This window comes from Amycolatopsis sp. NPDC089917, assembly GCF_040684635.1.
GTDB lineage: Bacteria > Actinomycetota > Actinomycetes > Mycobacteriales > Pseudonocardiaceae > Amycolatopsis.
On record NZ_JBFBGL010000016.1, the window covers coordinates 83,351 to 103,854 of the forward strand.

General features: G+C 68.1%; 26 protein-coding genes and 1 tRNA gene. 18 read left to right on the forward strand and 9 right to left on the reverse strand.

What is annotated here, in order from left to right; translation table 11 throughout:
* Positions 1 to 54: 54 nt before the first annotated feature.
* From AB0N89_RS14595 to AB0N89_RS14605, 3 genes are read left to right on the forward strand one after another with little or no spacing between them, the layout of a single operon-like run.
* Entirely contained in the window at positions 55 to 252 is a 198-nt protein-coding gene (locus AB0N89_RS14595) for a hypothetical protein (protein WP_364204487.1), read from the forward strand.
* A 29-nt stretch (positions 253 to 281) separates the two neighbouring features.
* Positions 282 to 755, forward strand: a complete 474-nt coding sequence (locus AB0N89_RS14600; RefSeq protein WP_364204593.1) for a helix-turn-helix transcriptional regulator — start codon at positions 282 to 284, stop codon at positions 753 to 755.
* On the forward strand, positions 752 to 1,912 hold the full coding sequence (locus tag AB0N89_RS14605; protein WP_364204489.1) for an alkaline phosphatase PhoX: 1,161 nt from the start codon (positions 752 to 754) through the stop codon (positions 1,910 to 1,912). The genes AB0N89_RS14600 and AB0N89_RS14605 overlap by 4 nt, the downstream gene beginning before the upstream one ends.
* 42 nt (positions 1,913 to 1,954) lie before the next feature.
* On the opposite strand, the gene AB0N89_RS14610 is transcribed toward AB0N89_RS14605, so the two are convergent.
* Positions 1,955 to 2,605 carry a DedA family protein gene (locus AB0N89_RS14610; RefSeq protein WP_364204491.1) on the reverse strand — a complete coding sequence of 217 codons (651 nt, stop codon included), beginning with the start codon at positions 2,603 to 2,605 and terminating at the stop codon, positions 1,955 to 1,957.
* Positions 2,606 to 2,740: 135 nt separating this feature from the next.
* Between AB0N89_RS14610 and AB0N89_RS14615 the strand changes: the two genes are divergently transcribed.
* Genes AB0N89_RS14615 through AB0N89_RS14630 form a run of 4 tightly spaced genes read left to right on the forward strand, consistent with a single transcriptional unit; the run spans position 2,741 to position 5,239 of the window.
* Complete coding sequence (locus AB0N89_RS14615; RefSeq protein WP_364204493.1) at positions 2,741 to 3,883, forward strand: histidine kinase; 1,143 nt, start codon at positions 2,741 to 2,743, stop codon at positions 3,881 to 3,883.
* Positions 3,874 to 4,518 (forward strand): response regulator transcription factor, encoded by a 645-nt coding sequence (locus AB0N89_RS14620; protein WP_364204495.1) that lies wholly within the window; start codon positions 3,874 to 3,876, stop codon positions 4,516 to 4,518. Before AB0N89_RS14615 ends, AB0N89_RS14620 begins: the two co-directional genes overlap by 10 nt.
* Before the next feature lie 44 nt (positions 4,519 to 4,562).
* Complete coding sequence (locus tag AB0N89_RS14625) at positions 4,563 to 4,853, forward strand: metalloregulator ArsR/SmtB family transcription factor (protein WP_364204497.1); 291 nt, start codon at positions 4,563 to 4,565, stop codon at positions 4,851 to 4,853.
* Positions 4,850 to 5,239 (forward strand): VOC family protein, encoded by a 390-nt coding sequence (locus tag AB0N89_RS14630; protein WP_364204499.1) that lies wholly within the window; start codon positions 4,850 to 4,852, stop codon positions 5,237 to 5,239. Before AB0N89_RS14625 ends, AB0N89_RS14630 begins: the two co-directional genes overlap by 4 nt.
* A 60-nt stretch (positions 5,240 to 5,299) precedes the next feature.
* Here the strand turns inward: AB0N89_RS14630 and AB0N89_RS14635 are convergent, their stop codons facing one another.
* Both AB0N89_RS14635 and AB0N89_RS14640 read right to left on the reverse strand, forming a co-directional pair.
* Positions 5,300 to 5,680, reverse strand: coding sequence for a VOC family protein (locus AB0N89_RS14635; RefSeq protein ID WP_364204501.1), 381 nt, complete (start codon positions 5,678 to 5,680; stop codon positions 5,300 to 5,302).
* A gap of 47 nt (positions 5,681 to 5,727) precedes the next feature.
* The gene (locus tag AB0N89_RS14640) at positions 5,728 to 5,868 is read right to left on the reverse strand and encodes a hypothetical protein (RefSeq protein ID WP_364204503.1); all 141 of its coding nucleotides are present in this window, start codon (positions 5,866 to 5,868) and stop codon (positions 5,728 to 5,730) included.
* 98 nt (positions 5,869 to 5,966) lie between these two features.
* Here AB0N89_RS14640 and AB0N89_RS14645 point away from each other — a divergent pair, with 98 nt between their 5' ends.
* The 3 genes from AB0N89_RS14645 (at position 5,967) to AB0N89_RS14655 (ending at position 8,428) form a co-directional block, all read left to right on the forward strand.
* On the forward strand, positions 5,967 to 6,644 hold the full coding sequence (locus AB0N89_RS14645; RefSeq protein ID WP_364204504.1) for a TetR/AcrR family transcriptional regulator: 678 nt from the start codon (positions 5,967 to 5,969) through the stop codon (positions 6,642 to 6,644).
* Positions 6,645 to 6,773: 129 nt separating this feature from the next.
* Complete coding sequence (locus tag AB0N89_RS14650) at positions 6,774 to 7,988, forward strand: DUF4241 domain-containing protein (RefSeq protein ID WP_364204506.1); 1,215 nt, start codon at positions 6,774 to 6,776, stop codon at positions 7,986 to 7,988.
* A gap of 17 nt (positions 7,989 to 8,005) precedes the next feature.
* Entirely contained in the window at positions 8,006 to 8,428 is a 423-nt protein-coding gene (locus tag AB0N89_RS14655) for a PPOX class F420-dependent oxidoreductase (RefSeq protein WP_364204507.1), read from the forward strand.
* Here the strand turns inward: AB0N89_RS14655 and AB0N89_RS14660 are convergent.
* Positions 8,413 to 8,949 carry a GNAT family N-acetyltransferase gene (locus AB0N89_RS14660; RefSeq protein WP_364204509.1) on the reverse strand — a complete coding sequence of 179 codons (537 nt, stop codon included), beginning with the start codon at positions 8,947 to 8,949 and terminating at the stop codon, positions 8,413 to 8,415. The genes AB0N89_RS14655 and AB0N89_RS14660 overlap by 16 nt on opposite strands.
* A 40-nt stretch (positions 8,950 to 8,989) precedes the next feature.
* Between AB0N89_RS14660 and AB0N89_RS14665 the strand changes: the two genes are divergently transcribed.
* A complete protein-coding gene (locus tag AB0N89_RS14665) occupies positions 8,990 to 9,541 on the forward strand; it encodes a dihydrofolate reductase family protein (protein ID WP_364204511.1) in 552 nt (183 codons plus the stop codon).
* 48 nt (positions 9,542 to 9,589) lie between these two features.
* Positions 9,590 to 9,964 carry a hypothetical protein gene (locus AB0N89_RS14670; RefSeq protein ID WP_364204513.1) on the forward strand — a complete coding sequence of 125 codons (375 nt, stop codon included), beginning with the start codon at positions 9,590 to 9,592 and terminating at the stop codon, positions 9,962 to 9,964.
* Positions 9,965 to 10,020: 56 nt separating this feature from the next.
* Here the strand turns inward: AB0N89_RS14670 and AB0N89_RS14675 are convergent.
* Positions 10,021 to 10,102: transfer RNA gene (locus tag AB0N89_RS14675), tRNA-Tyr, on the reverse strand.
* Positions 10,103 to 10,221: 119 nt separating this feature from the next.
* On the opposite strand from AB0N89_RS14675, the gene AB0N89_RS14680 reads away from it, so the two are divergent.
* Positions 10,222 to 10,713 (forward strand): YajQ family cyclic di-GMP-binding protein, encoded by a 492-nt coding sequence (locus AB0N89_RS14680; protein ID WP_005152002.1) that lies wholly within the window; start codon positions 10,222 to 10,224, stop codon positions 10,711 to 10,713.
* Between the two features lie 52 nt (positions 10,714 to 10,765).
* Here the strand turns inward: AB0N89_RS14680 and AB0N89_RS14685 are convergent, their stop codons facing one another.
* Positions 10,766 to 11,452 (reverse strand): hypothetical protein, encoded by a 687-nt coding sequence (locus AB0N89_RS14685; RefSeq protein WP_364204515.1) that lies wholly within the window; start codon positions 11,450 to 11,452, stop codon positions 10,766 to 10,768.
* A 182-nt stretch (positions 11,453 to 11,634) separates the two neighbouring features.
* Here AB0N89_RS14685 and AB0N89_RS14690 point away from each other — a divergent pair, with 182 nt between their 5' ends.
* The gene (locus AB0N89_RS14690; protein WP_364204517.1) at positions 11,635 to 12,783 is read left to right on the forward strand and encodes a sialidase family protein; all 1,149 of its coding nucleotides are present in this window, start codon (positions 11,635 to 11,637) and stop codon (positions 12,781 to 12,783) included.
* Positions 12,784 to 12,837: 54 nt separating this feature from the next.
* Entirely contained in the window at positions 12,838 to 13,719 is an 882-nt protein-coding gene (gene rfbA, locus AB0N89_RS14695; protein WP_364204519.1) for a glucose-1-phosphate thymidylyltransferase RfbA, read from the forward strand.
* On the opposite strand, the gene AB0N89_RS14700 is transcribed toward rfbA, so the two are convergent.
* The 3 genes from AB0N89_RS14700 to htpX all read right to left on the reverse strand — a co-directional run bounded on the left by AB0N89_RS14700 (position 13,709) and on the right by htpX (position 17,251).
* Positions 13,709 to 15,025 (reverse strand): NtaA/DmoA family FMN-dependent monooxygenase, encoded by a 1,317-nt coding sequence (locus AB0N89_RS14700; protein WP_364204521.1) that lies wholly within the window; start codon positions 15,023 to 15,025, stop codon positions 13,709 to 13,711. The two genes, rfbA and AB0N89_RS14700, sit on opposite strands and share 11 nt — an antisense overlap.
* A gap of 3 nt (positions 15,026 to 15,028) precedes the next feature.
* The gene (locus tag AB0N89_RS14705; RefSeq protein ID WP_364204523.1) at positions 15,029 to 16,099 is read right to left on the reverse strand and encodes an LLM class flavin-dependent oxidoreductase; all 1,071 of its coding nucleotides are present in this window, start codon (positions 16,097 to 16,099) and stop codon (positions 15,029 to 15,031) included.
* Positions 16,100 to 16,384: 285 nt separating this feature from the next.
* Positions 16,385 to 17,251, reverse strand: coding sequence for a zinc metalloprotease HtpX (htpX, locus tag AB0N89_RS14710; RefSeq protein ID WP_364204525.1), 867 nt, complete (start codon positions 17,249 to 17,251; stop codon positions 16,385 to 16,387).
* A 133-nt stretch (positions 17,252 to 17,384) separates the two neighbouring features.
* Between htpX and AB0N89_RS14715 the strand changes: the two genes are divergently transcribed.
* The 3 genes from AB0N89_RS14715 to AB0N89_RS14725 are packed head-to-tail and all read left to right on the forward strand — an operon-like array spanning position 17,385 to position 20,496.
* Positions 17,385 to 18,353 (forward strand): hypothetical protein, encoded by a 969-nt coding sequence (locus AB0N89_RS14715; RefSeq protein WP_364204527.1) that lies wholly within the window; start codon positions 17,385 to 17,387, stop codon positions 18,351 to 18,353.
* Positions 18,354 to 18,392: 39 nt separating this feature from the next.
* On the forward strand, positions 18,393 to 19,265 hold the full coding sequence (locus tag AB0N89_RS14720) for an LLM class F420-dependent oxidoreductase (protein WP_364204529.1): 873 nt from the start codon (positions 18,393 to 18,395) through the stop codon (positions 19,263 to 19,265).
* A gap of 43 nt (positions 19,266 to 19,308) precedes the next feature.
* On the forward strand, positions 19,309 to 20,496 hold the full coding sequence (locus AB0N89_RS14725; protein WP_364204531.1) for a BtrH N-terminal domain-containing protein: 1,188 nt from the start codon (positions 19,309 to 19,311) through the stop codon (positions 20,494 to 20,496).
* The last annotated feature ends 8 nt before the right edge of the window (positions 20,497 to 20,504 follow it).

Here is a 20,504-nt window from a genome sequence, read left to right on the forward strand (position 1 = left end):
TATTCCGTGCCCATCCATCCGGATGCCGCCACTGAGCCTTGAGAGGGCAAGGTCATGAGTCACGGAATCCTGCCGCCCCTGCTGCCGAGGCGAAGCTGCGTTTCGGCCGGTCAGATCGTTTGCCTGAGCATTCTCACCGTATTCGTCACGGCACTGACCTTCGCCGGTACGAGTGCGCCGATCGCGGCGGGGATCGCGATCACCCTGCTCTGCGCCGTCCTCCGTCCGATGCCCGCACGGGCACGCCGATGAACACCACCCTCACCACGGAATCGGAATTCATGGCGCGACTGCGCGAACTCCGCGATCGAAGCGGCCTCAGCATCCGCGCGCTGGCCGCCGCGACCGGTCAGTCCCGAAGCACCCTGGCCGACACCTTGGCCCGGAACACCTTGCCCGGCAATGAAAATCAGATGCGTGTCCTGATGCGAGCGCTGCTCCGGGCCGTACCCGGCGAACCCGGGCTCGACGAGTATCTCGCCGAGTGGCGTCACCTGATCGGACGTCGGCACCACCGCAATGGCGGATGTGCTCCGCTCGACCGCGTACTCCTCGCCTTGGAAATCGCCGAACAACGCGGTGGCGCCGAAGCGCCGGGCCTTCGGAAGGCGAAGGAAATAGTGCTGAACGAGGCCTCCCTACGAAAGTTCTCCCCTCCCGGTGAATACGCCGCGAATTCACCTGGAAGTCCCGTTCCGCCCGTACTCTCCGATCCGCTCCTTCCCGCACCACCACATCAGCGGAGGCACGAGTGAAGCGACGGAATTTCCTGCGCGCGGCCGTGGTCGGCGCCGGCGTCACGGCGTTCGGAAACAGGCTCTCGGGGGCCGCGCTGGCGGCGCCCGCCCAGAACGGACCCAGCCCGTACGGCGCGCTGCAGGCCGCCGACGCGAACAGGATCCAGCTGCCCGCGGGATTCACCAGCCGCGTCATCGCACGATCCGGCCAGAAGGTCGCGAGCACCGGTTACACCTGGCACAGCGCCCCGGACGGCGGCGCGGTGTTCGCCGATGGCAGCGGCTGGATCTACGTGTCGAACTCGGAGATCACGCCCGGCGGCGGCGCGAGCGCGGTCAAGTTCGACGCGAGCGGGAACATCACCGGCGCCCACCGTGTCCTGGCGAACACGCGCCAGAACTGCGCGGGTGGCAAAACTCCTTGGAACACCTGGCTTTCCTGCGAGGAGATCGATCTCGGCTTCGTCTACGAGTGCCAGCCGAACGGACCCGCCTCGGCCGCCGTCCAGCGGCCCGCGATGGGGAAGTTCAAGCACGAGGCCGCGGCGGCCGACCCGGTGCGCAAGGTCGTCTACCTGACCGAGGACACCACGGACGGCTGCTTGTACCGCTTCGTCCCGACGACCTGGGGCGACCTCTCGGCCGGGACGCTGCAGGTGCTGAAGGCGGGCACGGCGACGTCGGGCAGCTTCACCTGGGCGAACGTGCCCGACCCCGACGGCTCCCCCACCGCCACCCGCAACCAGGTGTCCGGCGCGAAGCGGTTCAACGGCGGCGAAGGCCTCCACTACGCCAACGACACCGCCTGGTTCACCACGAAGGGCGACAACCGCGTCTGGCAGCTCAACCTGACGAACAGCACTTACGAGCTGGCCTACGACGACTCGCTGGTCAGCCCTGGTTCGGCGCCGCTGACCGGCGTCGACAACGTCACCGGGAGCGCGTCGGGTGACCTGTACGTCGCCGAAGACGGCGGCAACATGGAGATCTGCGTCATCACGCCGAACGACATCGTGGCGCCCTTCCTGCGGATCACCGGCCAGAGCTCGTCGGAGATCTGCGGTCCCGCGTTCACTCCTGCGGGGAATCGGCTGTACTTCTCGTCGCAACGCGGCACCTCCGGTTCGTCTTCGGGTGGGATCACCTACGAGGTGACCGGTCCCTTCCGGTCCTGATACGACCGTGTGGGGCGCCGCTCCAGGCGCCCCAACACGGGTTCACGCATTGGTGCGGTTCTTCTCACGAAGCCGGTTCACGACGAAGAGCACGACCGCGATCGCGACGGCGGCGATCACGAAGTACTGGAAGAACCCGGCGTACTCCTCGACCAGGTGCCAGCTCTCCCCGAGGGCGTAGCCGGCCAGGACGAACACCGTGTTCCAGATCAGGCTGCCCAGCGTGGTCAGGGTCAGGAACCGCCAGAACGGCATCCGCTCGATCCCGGCGGGCAGGGAGATGAGGCTGCGGAAGATCGGCACCATCCTGCCGAAGAACACCGCCTTGGTGCCGTGTTTCCGGAACCATGCCTCGGTCTTGTCGAAGTCGGACGCCTTGACGAGCGGGATCTTCGCCATCCAGCGGCGTGTGCGGTCACGGCCCAGCAGCAGGCCGAGGTAGTAGACGATGATCGCGCCCGCGACTGACCCGAAGGTCGTCCACACCAGCGCTTCCACCAGGGTGAACGTGCCCTGGCTGGCGGAGAATCCGGCGAGCGGGAGCACGAGTTCGCTCGGGATCGGCGGGAACAGGTTGTCCAGTCCGACGATGATCGCGGCTCCCGGACCGCCCAGCGCGTCCATCAGCGACACCGCCCAGCCGGCGAGACCACCCATCGGTTCGCTGGCGGCTTGGGCGAGGAGGAGATTCATGGCGGCCTTTCGTGGTCGTCTGCAGGTGTCAACGAACGTACGAATTGCCCGGGTTCCACACCCTGGGGTGAAGCGGCACAGATCACTGAGGAAAACCGCAGTACCGATCTTCGACGACCCCGCTAACCTGGCGTTATGCCTGTTCCGGCAGCGATTCGCCGCTACCTGCGAAAAGCTCTCCGCGGCACGCTGGGCCTGGCGATCGGCGCCATGACAGCGTTCGCGGAGTTCTTCTACGTGCTCTTCGGCGGCCTCGCGCTCTTGATCCCCGCGGTGCGGGAGCCTGTCCTCGCCGGTGCCCACGTACTGTCCGAAATGGAACGGCGACGGCTGGAGAAGTACTTCGGCGAGGCGAACGCCCTGGACTACCCCGACAGCCGCGCGATGGCCTATCTCGTCCCGCGGTGCGTCGTCGGTCTCTTCGGCGCCGGGATCTTCCTGCTGCTCGGCTACGGCGTGGTGATCGGGACGTACGTCGCGTACCAGAAGGCCTTCGGCGACTGGCCCGGTGAAGGTGACGTCTCCGATCAGATCGCCACCGTCCTGCTCGGTGTCCTCCTGCTCTTCCTTTCCGTGCAAGGACTCCTCGGGATCGCGACACTGGAACGCAAGCTGGCCAGGCGCTTTCTCGGCCCCAGTACACAGGAAACGTTGCGCCGCCGGGTCTCCGAACTGTCGACCAGCCGGGCCGAGGTGGTCGAAGCGGTCAACGGCGAGCGCCGCCGAATCGAACGGGACCTGCACGACGGCGTCCAGCAGCGGCTGGTCGCGCTCGGGATGCTGCTCGGCCGGGCGCGGCGGACCAGCGATCCGGACCACGCGTCGGACCTGCTCCGGCAGGCGCACGAGGAATCGCAGCGAGCCCTCGAAGACCTGCGTGAAGTCTCGTGGCGGGTGTATCCGATCGCGTTGGACTCGGACGGTCTGCACCCCGCGCTGGAGGCGCTGGCGGAACGCTCCGGCGTCCCGGTCCACCTGCGGGTCGACCTACCGGAACGGCCGTCGGCGGCCATCGAGACCGTCGTCTACTTCGTCGCGTCCGAGGCGGTCACCAACACGATCAAGCACGCCGCGGCGACGCGGATCGACATCGAGGCCGAGCGGGCCGGGGACGGGGTGCGGGTGCGGATCACCGATGACGGCGCCGGCGGGGCGCGGGCGTCCGGCGGCGGTCTCTCCGGCCTCGCACGGCGTGTCGCGGCGGCGGACGGTGAGTTCACTGTGGACAGTCCGCCCGGCGGTCCGACCGTGGTGACGGCGGTGCTGCCGTGCGGGTGATCCTCGCCGAAGACTCGACCCTGCTGCGCGAAGGACTCGTCCGGCTGCTGGTCGAAGAGGGGCACGACGTCGTGGCGTCGGTCGGCGACGGCGACGCCCTCGTCTCGACGACCGCCGCGTTCCAGCCGGACGTGGTCGTCACCGACGTCCGCATGCCGCCGACCCACACCGACGAAGGCCTTCGCGCGGCCCTCGAGATCCGGAAACGCTGGCCGGAGATCGGGGTCCTGGTGCTCTCGCAGTACGTCGAGAAGCGCTACGCCGCAGAGCTGATCACCGGCGACGGCGAACGCGTCGGCTATCTGCTGAAGGACCGGGTCGCCCAGGTGGGCGAATTCCTGGACGCGCTCGACAGGGTCGCCGCGGGCGGGGCCGCGTTCGATCCGGAAGTGGTCCGGCGGTTGCTCGCGCGGACCACGCACACCGATCCGCTCGCGAAGCTGACGGTCCGCGAACGCGAGGTGCTGGAGAAGATGGCACAGGGCCACACGAACGCCGGGATCGCCGGGTCGTTGTACGTGTCGCAAAGCGCGGTCGAGAAGCACGTGAACGCCATCTTCGACAAGCTCGCACTGACCGACACCGCCGGTTACAGCCGTCGCGTCCTGGCGATCCTGCGTTACCTGGGCTCCTGACCCCGGCTTGACAGGCAAGTGACGACTTGCCTATAAACGGTGTCGTGGACGGCGACCTGTTCAAGGCGATCGGCGACGCGACGCGGCGCACCATCCTGGACGAGCTGACCGAAAAGGACGGTCAGCCCCTGTTCGAGATCTGCGGCAGGCTGACCATGAAGCACGGCCTGGCGTCTTCGCGGCAGGCCATCTCGCAGCATCTCGCGATGCTCGAACAGGCGGGCCTGGTGCACACCCGGAGGCAGGGCCGCTACAAGTTCCACCACATCGACACGAGTCCGCTGCGGTCGATCGTCGAGCGGTGGCCCATCGACCGAGAGGAACCGAACCCATGATCCGGATCACCATCACCAGCGTCTTCGTCGACGACCAGGCCAAGGCGCTGGCCTTCTACACCGAGAAGCTGGGGTTCACCAAGAAGACCGACGTGCCCACCGGCGACGCCCGCTGGCTCACCGTCGTCTCCCCCGCCGATCCCGACGGCGTCGAACTGCTACTGGAACCGGACGGTCACCCCGCGGCGAAGCCGTTCAAGAAGGCACTGACCGACGACGGGATCCCCTTCACCCAGTTCGCCGTCGACGACGTGTACGCCGAGGTCGAGCGACTCAAGGGGCTGGGCGTCGAGTTCACCCAGGACGCCGTCGACATGGGCCCCGTGGTCACCGCGGTCTTCGACGACACCTGCGGCAACCTGATCCAGCTCGCCACGATGAAGTAGGCGGCGACGGCGCAAAGCGGGTCTCGGTCCACCATGAACCGAGACCCGCTTCGGCTTTCCCTACTGCTGCACCCATTCCACGAGTTCCACGGGCACGCCGTTCGGGTCGGTGACCATGAAGAGGCGCTCTCCCCACGACTCTTCCCGCAGCGGCAACGTGATCTCGACACCTGCTTCGCGCAGGCGCTTCTCCTCGGCTTCGAGGTTCTCGACCGTGAAGGCCACGATCACGCCGGCCGCGCGCACCTGCCGCAGGTTCTCCGGCAGGACCTCGATCCCCGCCCGAAGCAGGACGATGGCCACCTTCGCGGTTTCGTGCCCGAGGGAGACGAAACCCTCCGCGGCCATCTGCTCGGTGAAGCCGAAGTGCTCGGTGAAGAAACGACTGGAGGCGGCGACGTCGTCGACGGTCAGCGAAACGGTGGAGGCAAGGACGTTCATGGGCTATCCCCTTCGGTCGGCGATGAGTTCTCGGACGAGCTGATCGGTCAGTACGACCGGCGGCGCGGGACGCCGGTCGAGCGGCGCACCGGCATCGAGCGGCCAGGGAACGGCTGCTGACGGCGGTCGCTCCGGCGGACCTGGGCGCGGTTGATGCCTTCGTTGCCTTGGGGGATTCGAGCGGTCAAGGAGCCTCTTCTCTCATCTACTTGGTAGTACGGACGTAAGTTTACACCCGACCTACCGGAAGTCAAGGATATTTTTACTACGGTGGTAAACTTCGTCCATGACCAGCGCGGATGTGGGCTTACGAGAGCTCAAGAAGCAGGAGACACGACAACTGATCTCCGACAAGGCGACGCTTCTCTTCATCGAGAAGGGCTTCGAGGAGACGACGATCGCCGAGATCGCGACGGCGGCGAGGGTCGCGAAGAAGACCGTCACCAACTACTTCGCGCGCAAAGAAGACCTGGCGCTGGATCAGCACGAGGAGTTCACGAACGGGCTGGCGAACGCCGTCCGCGACCGGAAGCCGGGCGAGTCGGCGCTGGCCGCGCTTCGGCGCACCTTCTTGGACGCCCTGGCCGAGCACTCCCCGGTGATCGGCTTCACCGGAACGGCTTTCGCGACGATGGTGCTGGAGAGCCCGACGTTGACCGCACGGCTGCGTGAACTGCACGAACTACGGGAAGAAGCGCTCGCCGTGCTGCTCACGACCGAGACCGGAGCCGACACGGACGACGTCACGCCGGTCATGGCGGCCGCCGAGCTCAACGCGATCGACCGCGTCCTCTTCCGCGAGGTCCTCCGGCGCTCGCATTCCGGCGAGAGCGATGCCGAGATCGCCGAGGCGCTGACGAAGGCGGCACAGCGGGCTTTCGAACTGCTGGAACCGGCCTTCGGCGACTACGCGATCCGCGAGCAGGTCAGCGATTCCTGCCCGCCATCACCACCGCGACGATGACCGCCGCGACGAAGACGACCCCCAGGACCAGGATGAGCAGATGCCACGGCTGGATCGCGAACACGTTGTCTCCCTTCGTAAACGAACAGCCTAGTGTTTTTGTCGGTGTCGCCCGCTAGGGTCCGCTGCATGTCTGAGGGGACTTCGTTCGAAGTCATCTGTTGTGAGGGTTGGGATCCGGCCACCCTTGCTCTGGTCGGCAGGCTCGCGCCCGGTACCGCGCGGGAACGCGACGCCGCTGGTGAGCAGTACGCCGTCGCGCTGGTTCGTCCCGGCGCCGGGTCGCCGTCGGTGCTGCTGGAGATCGCCTGGGAGCACCATTTCGCCCGCTGCCGGCACATCGACGAGCAGGGCAGGCGGAGCGCTTCGTTCGAGTACCGCCTGCTCGAAGACGGTGCCTTGTTCCTCGTACGCGTCGAGCAGTGGACTTACAAAACCCCTGACCAGGAGGAATTCGACAAACAGACCGCAGGCCGCGTGGAGATGTCGTTCGGGCCCGAAGGCGAAGGCTGGATGCATCAGGCGCCCGACGGTTACGCGGGCGGCTCCAGCAGCGGCCGCGCGCACAAGCCGGTGTCCGAGCTGACCAGCCCGAAGCCCGCTTTCGGTGACTGGGAATCTCTCGCGAACTCAGGGCCGCTGACGCTGCGGATGCCCGAGGCCCCCGAAACCGATTCGCCGCTTCCCGTCGACGAGCGTCCCTGGCGCCCGTCGGTTCCTTTGCGGCCCAGCGGCATGGTGGAGATGTTCACCGCGGGCACGCGTTTCGCGTTGAGCAACGACCACGGTCTCGTGGAGATCGAACTTCAGGACGCCGGGAAGCTCCGGATGCCCAGCGGCAGGCTCGTCGCCTCGGATCCGGCCTTCCTCGACCCGGATTCCGACCACTTCACGGTCACGGTCCCGCCCGGGGAGCACCGGGTCGAGCTCGCCGTGATCCGGTTCGTCGACGAGCCCACCCACGAGCGGGTCGCCGCCGCCAAACTCGTCGTCGCCGACGTTCCGGTGGCCACCTGGGAAGTCGCCGTCTGGCCGGGTCAGAACGCGCTCTTCCTGGGAGACGGGGAGTTCTACGGCTACGGCGTCGACAGCGGGACGGGCTGTTTCGCCGACGCCGACGCTCTCCCCGAGGAGGTGGACGACGACCTCATGGAGAAGTTCGCCGAGGTGGATCCCCACGTCGACATCACCCCGGAAGGAGCCGACGGCAACATCATCGCGTTCGCCACCGGTTGGGGGGACGGGAGCTACCCGACCTGGATCGGCCGGAACGCCGACGGCACCCCGGTCTGCTTCGTCACCGACATGCTGGTGCTCAACGGCGCGCAGGCGCTCACGGCTTAGCCGAGGAGAATGACGTCATGGCCTTCACCGAGGACGAGATCGAGTACCTGCGCTCACAACCCCTGGCCCGCTTCGCGACTCTGTCCGAGGACGGCGAGCAGCCCGACGTCGTCCCGCTGGCGTTCGAGTTCGACGGGACGCATTTCTGGGTCGGTGGCGCGGGCGCGTCGGTCCTCGTGACCCGAAAGTTCCGCAACATCCAAGCAGGACAACGGAAAGTCGCCTTGGTCATCGACGACCTGGTCTCACTGGACCCGTTCGTCGCGCGCGGTGTCCGGATCTACGGCGAGGCCGCCGAGCCCGTCGAACGCACGGGGGTCTTCGGTCCGGGGATCTACGCGCGCGTCACGCCCACCGTGTCGTGGAGCTGGAACATGGCGGGCGAACCCGCGGGTGAGACGTGGTACCCGTCGAGGCACGCCGTTCACGGCGACACATAGAGGAACATGTCCCGCGCGATCCCGCCGATCTCCTGATGGGCGGGCAGCAGCCCTTCACGCCGATAGCCCGCTTTCTCGGCCGCGCGAAACGAGCCGCGGTTCCACGGCTCGATGCACAGCTCGATCCGCTCGACACCGGGGACCGTCCAAGCGAAGCCGGTGATCGCCTTGAGCGCGTCAGTCGCGATCCCGCGTCGCCGATGCCGGGGCGAGACCGAATAGCCCAGGATCCCGATGCCTTCGGACAGTTTCCGCAGCCAGAGGCCGATCGTGCCGACCGCGGTCCCGTCGGCCTCGATCACGAAGGGGAAGCCCCGTCCCTCGGCGTGACGGGTCTGCTGCCGTCGCACCCAGTCTTCGGCCTCCCGGCGGGTCGGATGCGCGGGCAGGCTGCCGATGAGCGGCACGTAGGGATCTTCGCCGAGTTCGAGGACGAGCGAAACGTCGGTTTCAGCGAATTCGCGCAGGACAACGGATCCGTGGGCCAGCGGCGTGGCGGGCCAGGGCGGCGGCTCGATCATCGGTCCATTCTTGTCGGTGGGCGGCGGTACGGTCGGGCGCATGCGGGAATTGATCGTCACGGAGAACTGCACGATCGACGGCGTGATCGAATTGGCGGGAGACTGGTTCGTCCCGGGCGACACCGATCAGTCCGACGTCATGGCCGCACTGCGCGAACAACGTGAGAACGCCGACGCGTTCCTGACCGGACGCGTCACTTTCGAGGACATGCGCGGCTACTGGCCGAAACAAACCGAAGACACGACAGGGATTTCGGCTTATCTGAACTCGGTGAGCAAGTACGTGGTCTCCGGCACTCTGACGGAGCCGGAGTGGGAGAACACGACGGTGCTCTCCGGCGAGCTTCGCTCGGAGATCGAGGGACTGAAGGCCGCCGAGGGCAAGGACATCGTGACCACCGGCAGCATTTCGCTGGTGCGCGCGCTCATCGCCGAGGGCCTCGTCGACGAGTACCGGCTGTTCGTCTATCCGGTCGTGGTCGGGGAAGGTCGCCGGCTGTTCGAGAGTGCCACCGGCGTACCGAAACTCCGCCTGGTCGAGGAGCGGGCATTCACTTCAGGGATCGTGCTGTTGCGCTACCGGACTCGGTAGGGTCGTCTTACTCCGCGTAGCGGCGGGAGTACGACGGAGGTGGCGATCATGGTCGACGCGTCGCAGTTCACGGCCGAGGTCTTCCGCCTCGCGGCGGAACGGCCCGGCGCCTCGCCGCGGCTGACCCGGGCGGCGGGCTGCGTCCGGGACGGCAAGTTCAGCTGGGAAGAAGTCGCCACCGGGGCCTGCGAGCATCCGCTCGCGCAGGCACTGTTCGCGCCGAAGGCCCAGGAGAAGCTATGGCCACAGCTGGCCGAGATCGCCGCCGAACTCGAAGCGGCACCAGAGCCGGTGGCCGCGCCCCGGCGCGCCCGTAAAGCGCCCGTGACCGACGACGACTTCAGCGACCACACCTACCTCGAAGACCTGGTCGAACCGGAGAGCCACCCGGCGTGGCCGCAGCGGCGGGGTCGCGGACGGTAAGCGCCTCAACGAACGAGAGCGGCCCCCGTGACCTGGTCACAGGGGCCGCTCTGGTGTGGCGAGTGAGGGATTCGAACCCCCGAAGGCTGTGCCGTCTGATTTACAGTCAGATCCCTTTGGCCGCTCGGGCAACTCGCCGTGGCCGGGTCTCCCCGGCCGAGACGAAAGAATACCCAATGCCGTGGCGGGCCGGTCAACCGGGTTCCGCAGGGCTAGGGTGGAAGCTCCTGACAAGCGAGTACGAGGTGTGAGAACACGTGGCGGATCCCTCTTTCGACGTGGTGAGCAAGGTCGATCGCCAGGAGGTGGACAACGCCCTGAACCAGGCCAGCAAGGAACTCGGTACGCGGTTCGACTTCCGGGGCACCGGGACCAAGATCGACTGGTCCGGCGAAGAAGCGATCGCGATCGAGTCCGAGACCGAAGAGCGCGCGCTGGCGGCGGTCGAGGTGTTCAAGGAGAAGCTGATCAAGCGCGGTATCTCCCTGAAGGCGTTCGAGGCGGACGAGCCGGCGCTGTCCGGCAAGATCTACAAGGTGGGCGGCAAGATCCTGCAGGGGATCGCGTCGGACAAGGCGAAGCAGATCGCCAAGTTCATCCGTGACGAGGGCCCCAAGGGGGTCCAGGCGCAGATCCAGGGCGACCAGCTGCGGGTGTCCGGCAAGAAGAAGGACCAGCTGCAGGACGTGATCGCCTTGCTGAAGGGCAAGGACTTCGAGATCGCGCTGCAGTTCACGAACTACCGGTGATCCAGGCGAGGAAGGCCACCTTCGAGACCCTCGAAGGTGGCCTTCGTCATAGCTAGGACGCGGTGACCGTCCAGGTCCCGTCGCCTTCTACCGAGAGATAGGCCGGGCCGGACACGGGCACGTCGCCCTTGTAGTCGCCGAGCTGGTTCACGGGAAGGTCCGAGTAGTCGCCGCTATGCACCCACACCGCGGTACGGCCGCTGTTCTTGGTGACGACGGCGACCGACGAGACGGCGTCGGGCACCCGGAAAACCGCTTCACTCTTGCCCGAGAGGGGCTTGCCCGGTTCGAGCACCGGCAGGCCGCTTTCGTCGGTGATGGTCAGCGTCCAGGCGGCGTTGGCCTTGATGGTGAACGTCTTCGCCTGGTGGCCCGGCATGTCGTTGATCCACTGCGTGCCCTTGTACGGGCCGACGTCGTTGACGATCAACTCGTTCTCGGTGTTGACCGCGACGTGCCCTGAGCACTTCGGACAGTCGAAGGTCACGAAGCCGAGGCGCATCGGCCAGGTCATCGGGACCGACGCGCTCCCCTTGCCCGAGTGCTTCTCCTCCGGCTGCGGGCCGGGTCGCGGGGTGGTGCTGGACGTCGGCGGCGGCTTGGGGGTCGCCGAGGGTGAGCGCAGTTCGTCCGGGGCGGCGGCGTGCGAAACGACGCGGCCCAGGTTCGGCGGCGCGCAGGCCACCAGGCCGACGGTCAGCAGCACGGCGGCCGACGCCGCGGACAAGCGCCTGATCACGGACTCCCCCTAGTTGTTCGGTCATGGGATCTTCGCCGACCGATCGCCCAGCGTTACCGGACCACCCGGCCGAGCGATTCAGGCCACCCGGGCGTGGGTTTCTGCCGCAACGCCTTCGCGGGAGTCCGAAATGGACAAATGTCCGTGTTGTAATCCGGCGATCGCGTTCAAGGAAGGTCTCGATGAAGCGCCGTTTCAGCTCCGCACTCGCCCTCGCGCTGTCACTCACCGTGATCGCGTCCCTGTTCACGTCCGCGCAGGCCGCGGACCGGCAACAGCTCGTGCCCGGCTATGGCTCCTACGCCCGGCTCATCCGCCTGGAGCATTCCGCGATCGGCAAAGGCCGCATCCTCGCTTCGCTGACCAGCGAAGACGGCAGCGGCAAGTTCACGCCGATCATGGAGAGCACCGACGAGGGCGAGACCTTCCACAAGATCGGCGAGATCCGCGACCGTGACGGCCGCTACGGCATGTGCTGCGGGACGCTGTACGAACTGCCGCAGCGGGTCGGCAGGCTTCGCGCGGGCACCCTGCTGTGGGCCGCGAGCTACCGGCAGGACGCCGGTCCGCAGCGGCGGATCGGCATCAAGATCTGGTACAGCCGCGACGCCGGCCGCAGCTGGTCCTTCCTGTCCGAAGCCGCCCGTTCGCACAACCACGACGGCATCTGGGAGCCCGAGTTCGTCGTCGACGCGGGCGGCACGCTGTGGCTGCACTACGCCGACGAGACCGAGGCGCCGCAGTTCGCGCAGGTGATGAACCGGGTCGCGTCCACCGACGGGGTGAACTGGGGCACCAAGCAGCGCACCATGGCCATCCCTCCTCATCGGGTGCGGCCGGGGATGCCGATCATCCGCCGCCTCCCCGACGGCCGGTACTACCTGGCCTACGAGATCTGCAACTACGGCGACCGGTACTGCGACCCGTACTTCAAGATCTCCTCGGACGGCGCCAACTGGGGCGATCCGCTCGATCCCGGCACCCGCGTCACCACCGCCAGCGGCAACTACTTCCAGCACGCCCAGACGATCACGCTGTTCCCCGGCGGCCCGAACGGGGTGCGGCTGGTGATGGTCGGGCAGATCTACACCGACGCCGCCGGCGTCCCGCAGGACAAGAACGGCCAGGTCCTGCTCGCGAACGACAACTTCGGCGCCGGGAACTGGTACGAACTGCCCGCGCCGGTGCACGTCGTGGGCATCCACAACAACTTCTGCCCCAACTACAGCTCGACACTGCTGCCGGTCGACGGCGGCAAGAACGTGTTGCAGATCTCCACCGAGTACAACCTGGGCTGCAAGGCCTATTTCGCGAAGGGCCCGGCGTTCTGACCCACCCGGTAGTGTGAGTCGTCGAGAGGACGGCTACGGGAGTGGGGGCTGCGCATGAAGGGCATCGTGCTGGCCGGGGGCAGTGGGACGCGTCTGCATCCCATCACCCAGGCGATCTCGAAACAGCTGCTGCCGGTCTACGACAAACCGATGATCTACTACCCGATCTCGGTGCTGATGTTCGCCGGGATCCGCGAGATCCTGATCATCTCGACGCCCGTAGACCTGCCGCATTTCCGGCGGCTGCTCGGCGACGGGAGCCAGTTCGGGCTCAGCTTCAGCTACGCCGAGCAGGCCGCCCCCAACGGGCTGGCCGAGGCGTTCGTCATCGGCGCGGACTTCGTCGGCGATGACGACGTCGCGCTCGTGCTCGGCGACAACATCTTCTACGGCCAGGGGTTCTCCAGCAGGCTCCAGGCCGCCGCGACGGCGCTCGACGGCTGCGTGCTGTTCGGCTACCCGGTCAAGGATCCGCAGCGCTACGGCGTCGGCGAGATCGACGCCGACGGCAAGCTCCTCTCGATCGAGGAGAAACCCGAGAAGCCGAAGTCGAACAAGGCCATCACCGGCCTGTACTTCTACGACAACCAGGTCGTCGAGATCGCCCGTGACCTCAAGCCCTCGCCGCGCGGGGAACTGGAGATCACGGACGTCAACCTCGCCTACCTGCGGCAGGACCGCGCGACCCTGGTCGATCTCGGCCGCGGGTTCGCCTGGCTCGACACCGGCACGCACGACTCGCTGCTGGAAGCGGGCCAGTTCGTGCAGGTCCTCGAACACCGGACGGGCGTCCGGATCGCCTGTCTCGAGGAGGTCGCGCTGCGGATGGGCTTCATCGACGCGGACCAGTGCTTCGCGCTCGGCGCGAAGCTGGCGAAGTCCGGCTACGGCGAATATCTGATGAACGTCGCGCGCACCCAGGGTGCTAGCGGCTGAACAGGTGCTCGCGCAGGGTGTCCCCGGTGTAGTCGGTCCGGAAGACACCCCGCTCCTGGAGATGCGGGACGACGTCGTCGACGAAGGCGTCCAGGCCGCCCGGGGTCAGGTGCGGGACCAGCACGAAGCCGTCCGCGGCGTCGCTCTGGACGTACTCGTTGACCGATTCCGCGACCTGCCGGGCGGTGCCGACGAACTGCTGGCGCGCGGTCGCCTCGATGACGAGCTCACGGATCGAGAGTTTCTTCTCCTCCGCGATCGCCCGCCATTTCGCGGCCACGGCCAGCGGATCCTTCTCGTGCCGGACGCGTCCCCAGGTCAGCGGTTCGGCGTCGGGGTCCGGGTCGATCTCGGGCAGCGGGCCGTCGGCGTCGTAGGCGGAGAGGTCGCGGCTCCAGACCTGTTCGAGGAACTGGATCGCGGTGGCCGGGCGGACCTGCTGGTAGCGGATCTCCCGTGCGTACTCGTGCGCGTCCTCCTCGGTGTCGCCGAGGACGAAGGTCGCGGCGGGCATGATCAGCAGCTCGCCGGGCTCGCGGCCGTGGGCGGGGAGGCGGCGTTTGACGTCGGCGAAGAACTCCTTGCCGCTTTCCAGTGAACCGTGCCGGCTGAAGATGACGTCGGCGGTCTTGGCCGCGAATTCCCGGCCTTCGTCGGAGTCCCCGGCCTGGATGACGATCGGCTGTCCCTGCGGCGTCCTCGGGACGGTGAACTCGCCGCGGATGTCGAACTGCGGTCCACTGTGGACGAAGCGGCCGATGTCGCGCGCGAAGACGCCGTTCTCCTTGTCCCCCACCAGCGCGCCGGGTGCCCAGCTGTCCCAGAGTTCGCGCACGGTGGCGAGGAATTCCTCGGCACGACGGTAGCGGTCCTCGCGTTTCAGGAAGCCGCCGCGCCGGAAGTTCTGCCCCGTCCACGAGTCCGGCGAGGTGACGACGTTCCACGCGGCGCGGCCGCCGGAGAGGTGGTCGATGCTCGCGACCTGCCGGGCGACCTCGTACGGCTCGTTGAAGGTCGACGACAGCGTGCCCGCGAGGCCGAGGCGGGTGGTGACCGCGGAGAGCGCGGCCAGCACGGTGGTGGTGTTCGGCCTGCCGACGACGTCGGAGTCGAGGATCTTGCCCGCGTGCTCGCGCAGGCGCAGGCCCTCGGCGAGGAAGAGGAAGTCGAACTTGCCCCGCTCGGCGGTGCGCGCGAGGTGCTCGAAGGAGGAAAAGTCGATTTGGCTACCCGAGCGCGGGTCGCTCCACACGGTCGTGTTGTTGACGCCGGGGAAGTGCGCGGCGAGTTTGACCTGCTTGGGCATCTGTCACGCCTCCGCGTACTGGTTGGCGGCGACCCCGAGGCCGAGGTGGTCGCGCAGGGTGGTGCCGGTGTAGGCCTGCCGGAACGCGCCCGCGGCCTGGAGCGCGGGGACGGTCTCGGCGGTGAAGAGCGCCAGGTCGTCGGGCAGGACCGCGGGCCGGAGGTGGAAACCGTCGAGGCCGGCCGACGCCGCGATGCGGGGCAGTTCGGTGGCGAGGTCGGCGGGAGTGCCGGTGAAGCTCAGGCCCGGCGGGAAGGGCGCGTGGGCCTCCAGCGCGCGGCGGCGGTCGATGGCCGCCTGCTCGGTTTCGGCGAGCACGATCGAGAGACCGGCCAGGAGTTTGGCGTCCGGGAAACGCTCGCGGGCGTCGCGGACCTCGTCGATCAGGACGACGTCGGCGCCGCGCGCGTAGGGCGAGTCGCCGTAGACCGCGACGACGGGGTGGCCCTGCGGCGGGCGTGGCGTGATCGAAGGTCCCTTGATGTCGAAGAAGCGGCCTTCGAACTCGACGTAGTGCAGTTTCTCGCGGTCGATGAAGCGGCCGGTCGGCTCGTCGCGGATGATCGCTCCGTCCTCCCAGCTGTCCCAGAGGCGCGCGATGACGTCGACGACCTCGGCGTTCTCCGCTTCGGCGTCCACCTCGGACGGCAGCGTGCGCCTGCCGAAGTGCGCGACCTCGGCTTCGGTGCGCGAAGGGACCGCGAGGACGCCTGCGCGGCCTCTGCTCGCGAAGTCGAGCGAAGCGACGGCCGTCGAGATGTGGAACGGCTCGGTGTGGGTGGTGGTGACCGTCGGGACGAGGCCGATTCCGCTGGTCACGGAGGCTATCGCGGCGAAGGTCAGCAGGGCGTCGAGCCTGCCTCGGACGACCTCCTCGCCGCCGGGTTGGAGCGCGAGAGTGTCGTCGAGGGTGACGAAGTCGAGCGAAGCCGCTTCGGCGAGCTTCGCGTGGGCTAGGTAGTGGGCGGCGGTGAACAAGGCGGCCGGGCGGACGTCGGACACCCGCCAGGCGGCCGGGTGCTGCCCGGCCCCGTCGAGCGCGACCCCGAGGTGCAACTGCTGTGCGGAACCCATGCCCGGGGAACCCGCAGGTCCGCCGCCCGATTCCCCCTCCCACTACCTGGGACGTCGCGTTTAGCCCGCTAAACGCGATCTGGGGCGGGGCTGGCGTCGTGGATGTCAGGAAAGGGTCTTTCATGACGTTTTTCGTCCTGAACGACCCTTTCCTGACGTTTCGAGGCATGGGCGGCCGCGACCCTCGTTTAGCCCGCTAAACGCGATCTGGAGGCCGGGGGGAAGGAGCGCGCGACCTGTGTTTAGCGGGCTAAACGCGATCCGGGACGGAGGGCGAGGGTGGGGTCAGAAGGGGCGGCGGGCCATTTCTTCCAGGCGGCGGATGCGTTCGGCCATGGGCGGGTGGGTCGAGAAGAGTTTCGTGAGGCCCTCGCCCGGCCGGAAGGGGTTCGCGATCATCAGGTGCGACTGCGAGACCAGCTTCGGCTCAGGAACGAGCGGGGCCGCGCGCGTCCCCTGGTCGAGTTTCCGCAGCGCCGAAGCGAGGCCGAGCGGATCACCGGTGAGTTCCGCGCCCGACGCGTCGGCCTGGTACTCCCGCGAGCGGCTCACCCCGAGCTTCACGACGGCGGCCGCGATCGGCCCGATCAGCACCAGGAGCAGCGCGACCAGCGGGCTGTCGCCGTCCTCGCGGTCGCCGCCGCCGAAGACGCTCGCGAACATCGCGATGTTGGCGATCACGCTGATCACGCTCGCCAGCGCGCCCGCGACGCACGAGATGAGGATGTCGCGGTTGTAGACATGGGACAGTTCGTGCCCGAGCACCGCCCGCAGCTCGCGCTCGTCGAGCAGGTCGAGGATGCCGGTGGTGCAGCACACCGCGGCGTGCCGGGGGCTGCGGCCGGTCGCGAAGGCGTTCGGGGCCTGCGTGGGGCTGATGTAGAGCCTCGGCATCGGCTGCCGCGCCGTGGTCGCCAGCTCCCGCACGATCCGGTACATCGCCGGCTGCTCGGCCTCGGAAACCGCCCGGGCGCGCATGGCCCGCAGGGCCAGCTTGTCGGAGTTGAAATAGGCGTACGCGTTGACGCCGAGCGCCACCACCAGGCCGATGAGCAGCGCTCCCCGGCCGAAGAACCCGCTGATCCCGACGATGAGCGCGGACAGCACGCCGAGCAGGACGACGGTCTTCAGTCCGTTCTGGTGTTTGTGCACGGCGTCCTGCTCCTTTCTTTCTCCAGTGAGGGGTTACTCATCGGAAACAACGCTTTCGGGGGACGCGAAGTTCCTTCGCCCGCTCGGATCGCGGGTTATCGTCGAACCCCGGAACGTTCATGGGGAGGCGCCCGTGCGAGGACCCGAACTGAGCCGCCGAGCCCTGCTCACGCTGGCCGCGGCCGGTGCTTCCGCGGTCGCCTTCGCGCCGGCGGCCAGAGCCGAGAAGGTGCTCGTCGTCGAGGTCGGGGGCGCCCCGGAGGCGGTCGCGGTGAATTCCGTCACCGGCTTCGCCTACGTCTCGGACCCGGCCACCGGAACGGTCGTCGTCCTCGACTCGCGGAGCGGCACGGTCGGCGACGTGATCCCGGTCGGCGGCGAACCCGCCGGGCTGGCCGTGGACACCGTGACCAACCGGGTCTACGTCGCCAACCCGCCGGGCGGGACCGTCCTCGTCATCGACGGGCTGGTCAACGAGGTCGTCAGCGTGGTGCCCGCCGGTCCGGGCGCGTCCGATGTCGACGTCGACGAGCAGGCGAACCGCGCCTACGCGGTGAGCGACCTCACCGGGACGCTCGCGGTCATCGACGGCGTCGGCTGCCGCATGCTGAACCTGCTCCCCGGCCCCACGCGGTCGTTGGCGTCGACGGCGGTCGACAGCGGGCGCAAGCTCGCCTACTGCACCAGCCCGGACACGAACTCGCTGGAGGTCTACGACATCGGCGCGGGCAAGTTCACCGGCGGGATCCCGGTCGGACAGTCCCCGACCGGGGTCGCCGTGCACCGCCCGTCCGGGACGGTGTTCGTCGCGAATTCGGCGATCCATCATCTGTCCGTCGTGGACGGCGCCGCGCGCAAGGAGAAGGCGACCGTGCTGCTGCGCTCGGAATCGTCGGCGGTCGCGGTCCACGAAGGATCGAACACCGTCTACGCCAACGGAGGACCCAACGGGGTCGCCAGGATCGACGGCGTCACGAGCCTGCTCACCGGCGACCTGTCACTCGGCGTGAACCCCGGCGCGATCGCGATCGACCAGCGCACCAGAACGGTGTACGTGACGGATCCCTTGCGCGGCAGGGTTTCCTTGATCAGGGATTTCTGAGTTCCCACGTGGAGTAACTCCGGGTATACCGTCGATGGCATGAAACTCGGTTTGCAGATCCCGGACCTCACGTGGCCGAAGGGCGCGAGCTCGCTGGGCGCCGATCTGGCGGCCGTCGCCAGGAAAGCCGACGAAGCCGGCTTCGACTCCGTCGCCCTGATGGACCACTTCTTCCAGATCTCGGTCGTCGGCCCGCCCGAGAACGACATGATCGAGGCCTACACGGCGCTCGGCTTCCTCGCCGCGCACACCGAACGCGCGAAACTGCTCACCGTCGTCACCGGGGTGCACTATCGCGAACCCGGCCTGCTGGCGAAGGCCATCACGACCCTCGACGTCCTTTCCGGCGGCCGCGCCATTCTCGGTATCGGCGCGGGCTGGAACGAAGAGGAATCGCGCGGGCTCGGCTTCCCGTTCCCGTCCACCGCCGAGCGTTTCGAGCGGCTGGAAGAGACGCTGCGGTACATCAGGCAGATGTGGAGTGACGACGACGGTCCCTTCCAGGGCAAGCACTATCAGGCCGACAGGCTGATGAACGTGCCGCAGGCGCTGTCGAAGCCGCATCCGCCGATCATGATCGGGGGCAGCGGTGAGAAGAAGACGCTGCGGTTCGTCGCGAAGTACGGCGACATGTGCAATCTCTTCGACGGACCGGACCTCGAGCGCAAACTCGACGTGCTCAAGCAGCACTGCGAAAACGAGGGCCGCGACTACGCCGAGATCACCAAGACCGTCTATCACACCTTCGACATCGGGCCGAAGGGCGAGAAGACCGGCGAGTTGAACGACGCGCTCGGCAAGCTCGCGGAACTCGGCGTCGACGTCGCGATCGGGTCCATTCCCGGGCTCCCCGACCTCGACCTCGTCGAGAAGATCGGCGCGGAAGTCATCCCGGTCGCGGAAAAGCTCTGACCGGCGCTCGCCCACCGCGGGCGTCCGCGGGCATGATGGCGGGGTGAGCGAGTACGTACCGCGCGGCGGGCTGCAACCGGACGTGTCGGCCGTGGCCGCCGTGCTGGCACACCACGACGTCGAAGGCCCGGACGGGAAACCGCCGAGCGAGGCGCTGGTGTTCGCCGTGTCCGGCGGGATCGGGGCGGGCTACATCCTCTGGGATTTCGCGCACGAGTCGACGTCGACGATCGTGTTCGGTTTCCGCGCGCGCTGGCACTATCCGCGGGAATGGCTGAAGTCCACAGTGGACCGTCTCGGGCTCGGCGCCGACATCCACACCACCGGCGGCAAACGCGCGGCCGCGAAACGGCTCACCGCCGACCTCGAAGCCGGGCGACCGGTGATCGTCCTCCCCGACCGCGAGTCGCTCGGCTACTGGCACCTGCCGCCGGCGATGTCCGGCGGTGGCGGCCACTTCGTCGTCGCGTACGGCGAAGAAGACGGCCGTGTGCTCGTCGACGACCGGAACCTCGCTCCGCTGACGGTCGACCGGAAGACGTTCGACGCCGCGCGCGGCCGGGTCGGCTCGTACAAGAACCTCCTGGCGACGATCACGCCCGGCGAGGTCCCGGACTGGCGGGCGGCCGTGCACGACGGGCTGGCCGACTGCGCGCGGAACCTCTCCGAGCCGTCGAAGTCGTTTTCGCTGCCCGCCTGGGGACGCTGGGCGAAGGCGATGACCGACGAACGCGACCCGAAGGGCTGGCCGCGCGCGTTCGCCGAGCGGCGCGGTCTCGTCGGAGCGCTGTTCGACGTCTGGGAGAGCGTCACCCCGGCCGGGATGGAAGGCGGGCACCTGCGCGGGCTGTTCGCCGACGCGCTCACCGAGGCCTCCGGTCTGCTCGAACTCCCGGAGCTGGCCGAACAGGCCTCGACATGGCGCGGGATCGCCGAACGCTGGGCCGAACTGGCCGAGGCCGCCGTCCCGGCGTCGGCGGCGGAGTTCGGGTGGATGCGCGGGCTGGTCAGCGCGGTCTCGGCGGGTGTCCGCGAAGGCGACGCGGGGCAGGACGCGGCCGCGGAGGCCGGCGCGGAGCTGTGGAAACTGCGTGCGCACTACGACGACGAAACGCCGTTCACCGACGTCGAGGCCCGCGACCTCTTCGCCGCGATGGGCACGATGATCCGGGACCTCCACACCGCCGAGACCGCCGCGATCCGCGAGCTTTCCGAAACCCTGATGGAGTGAACCGGGCC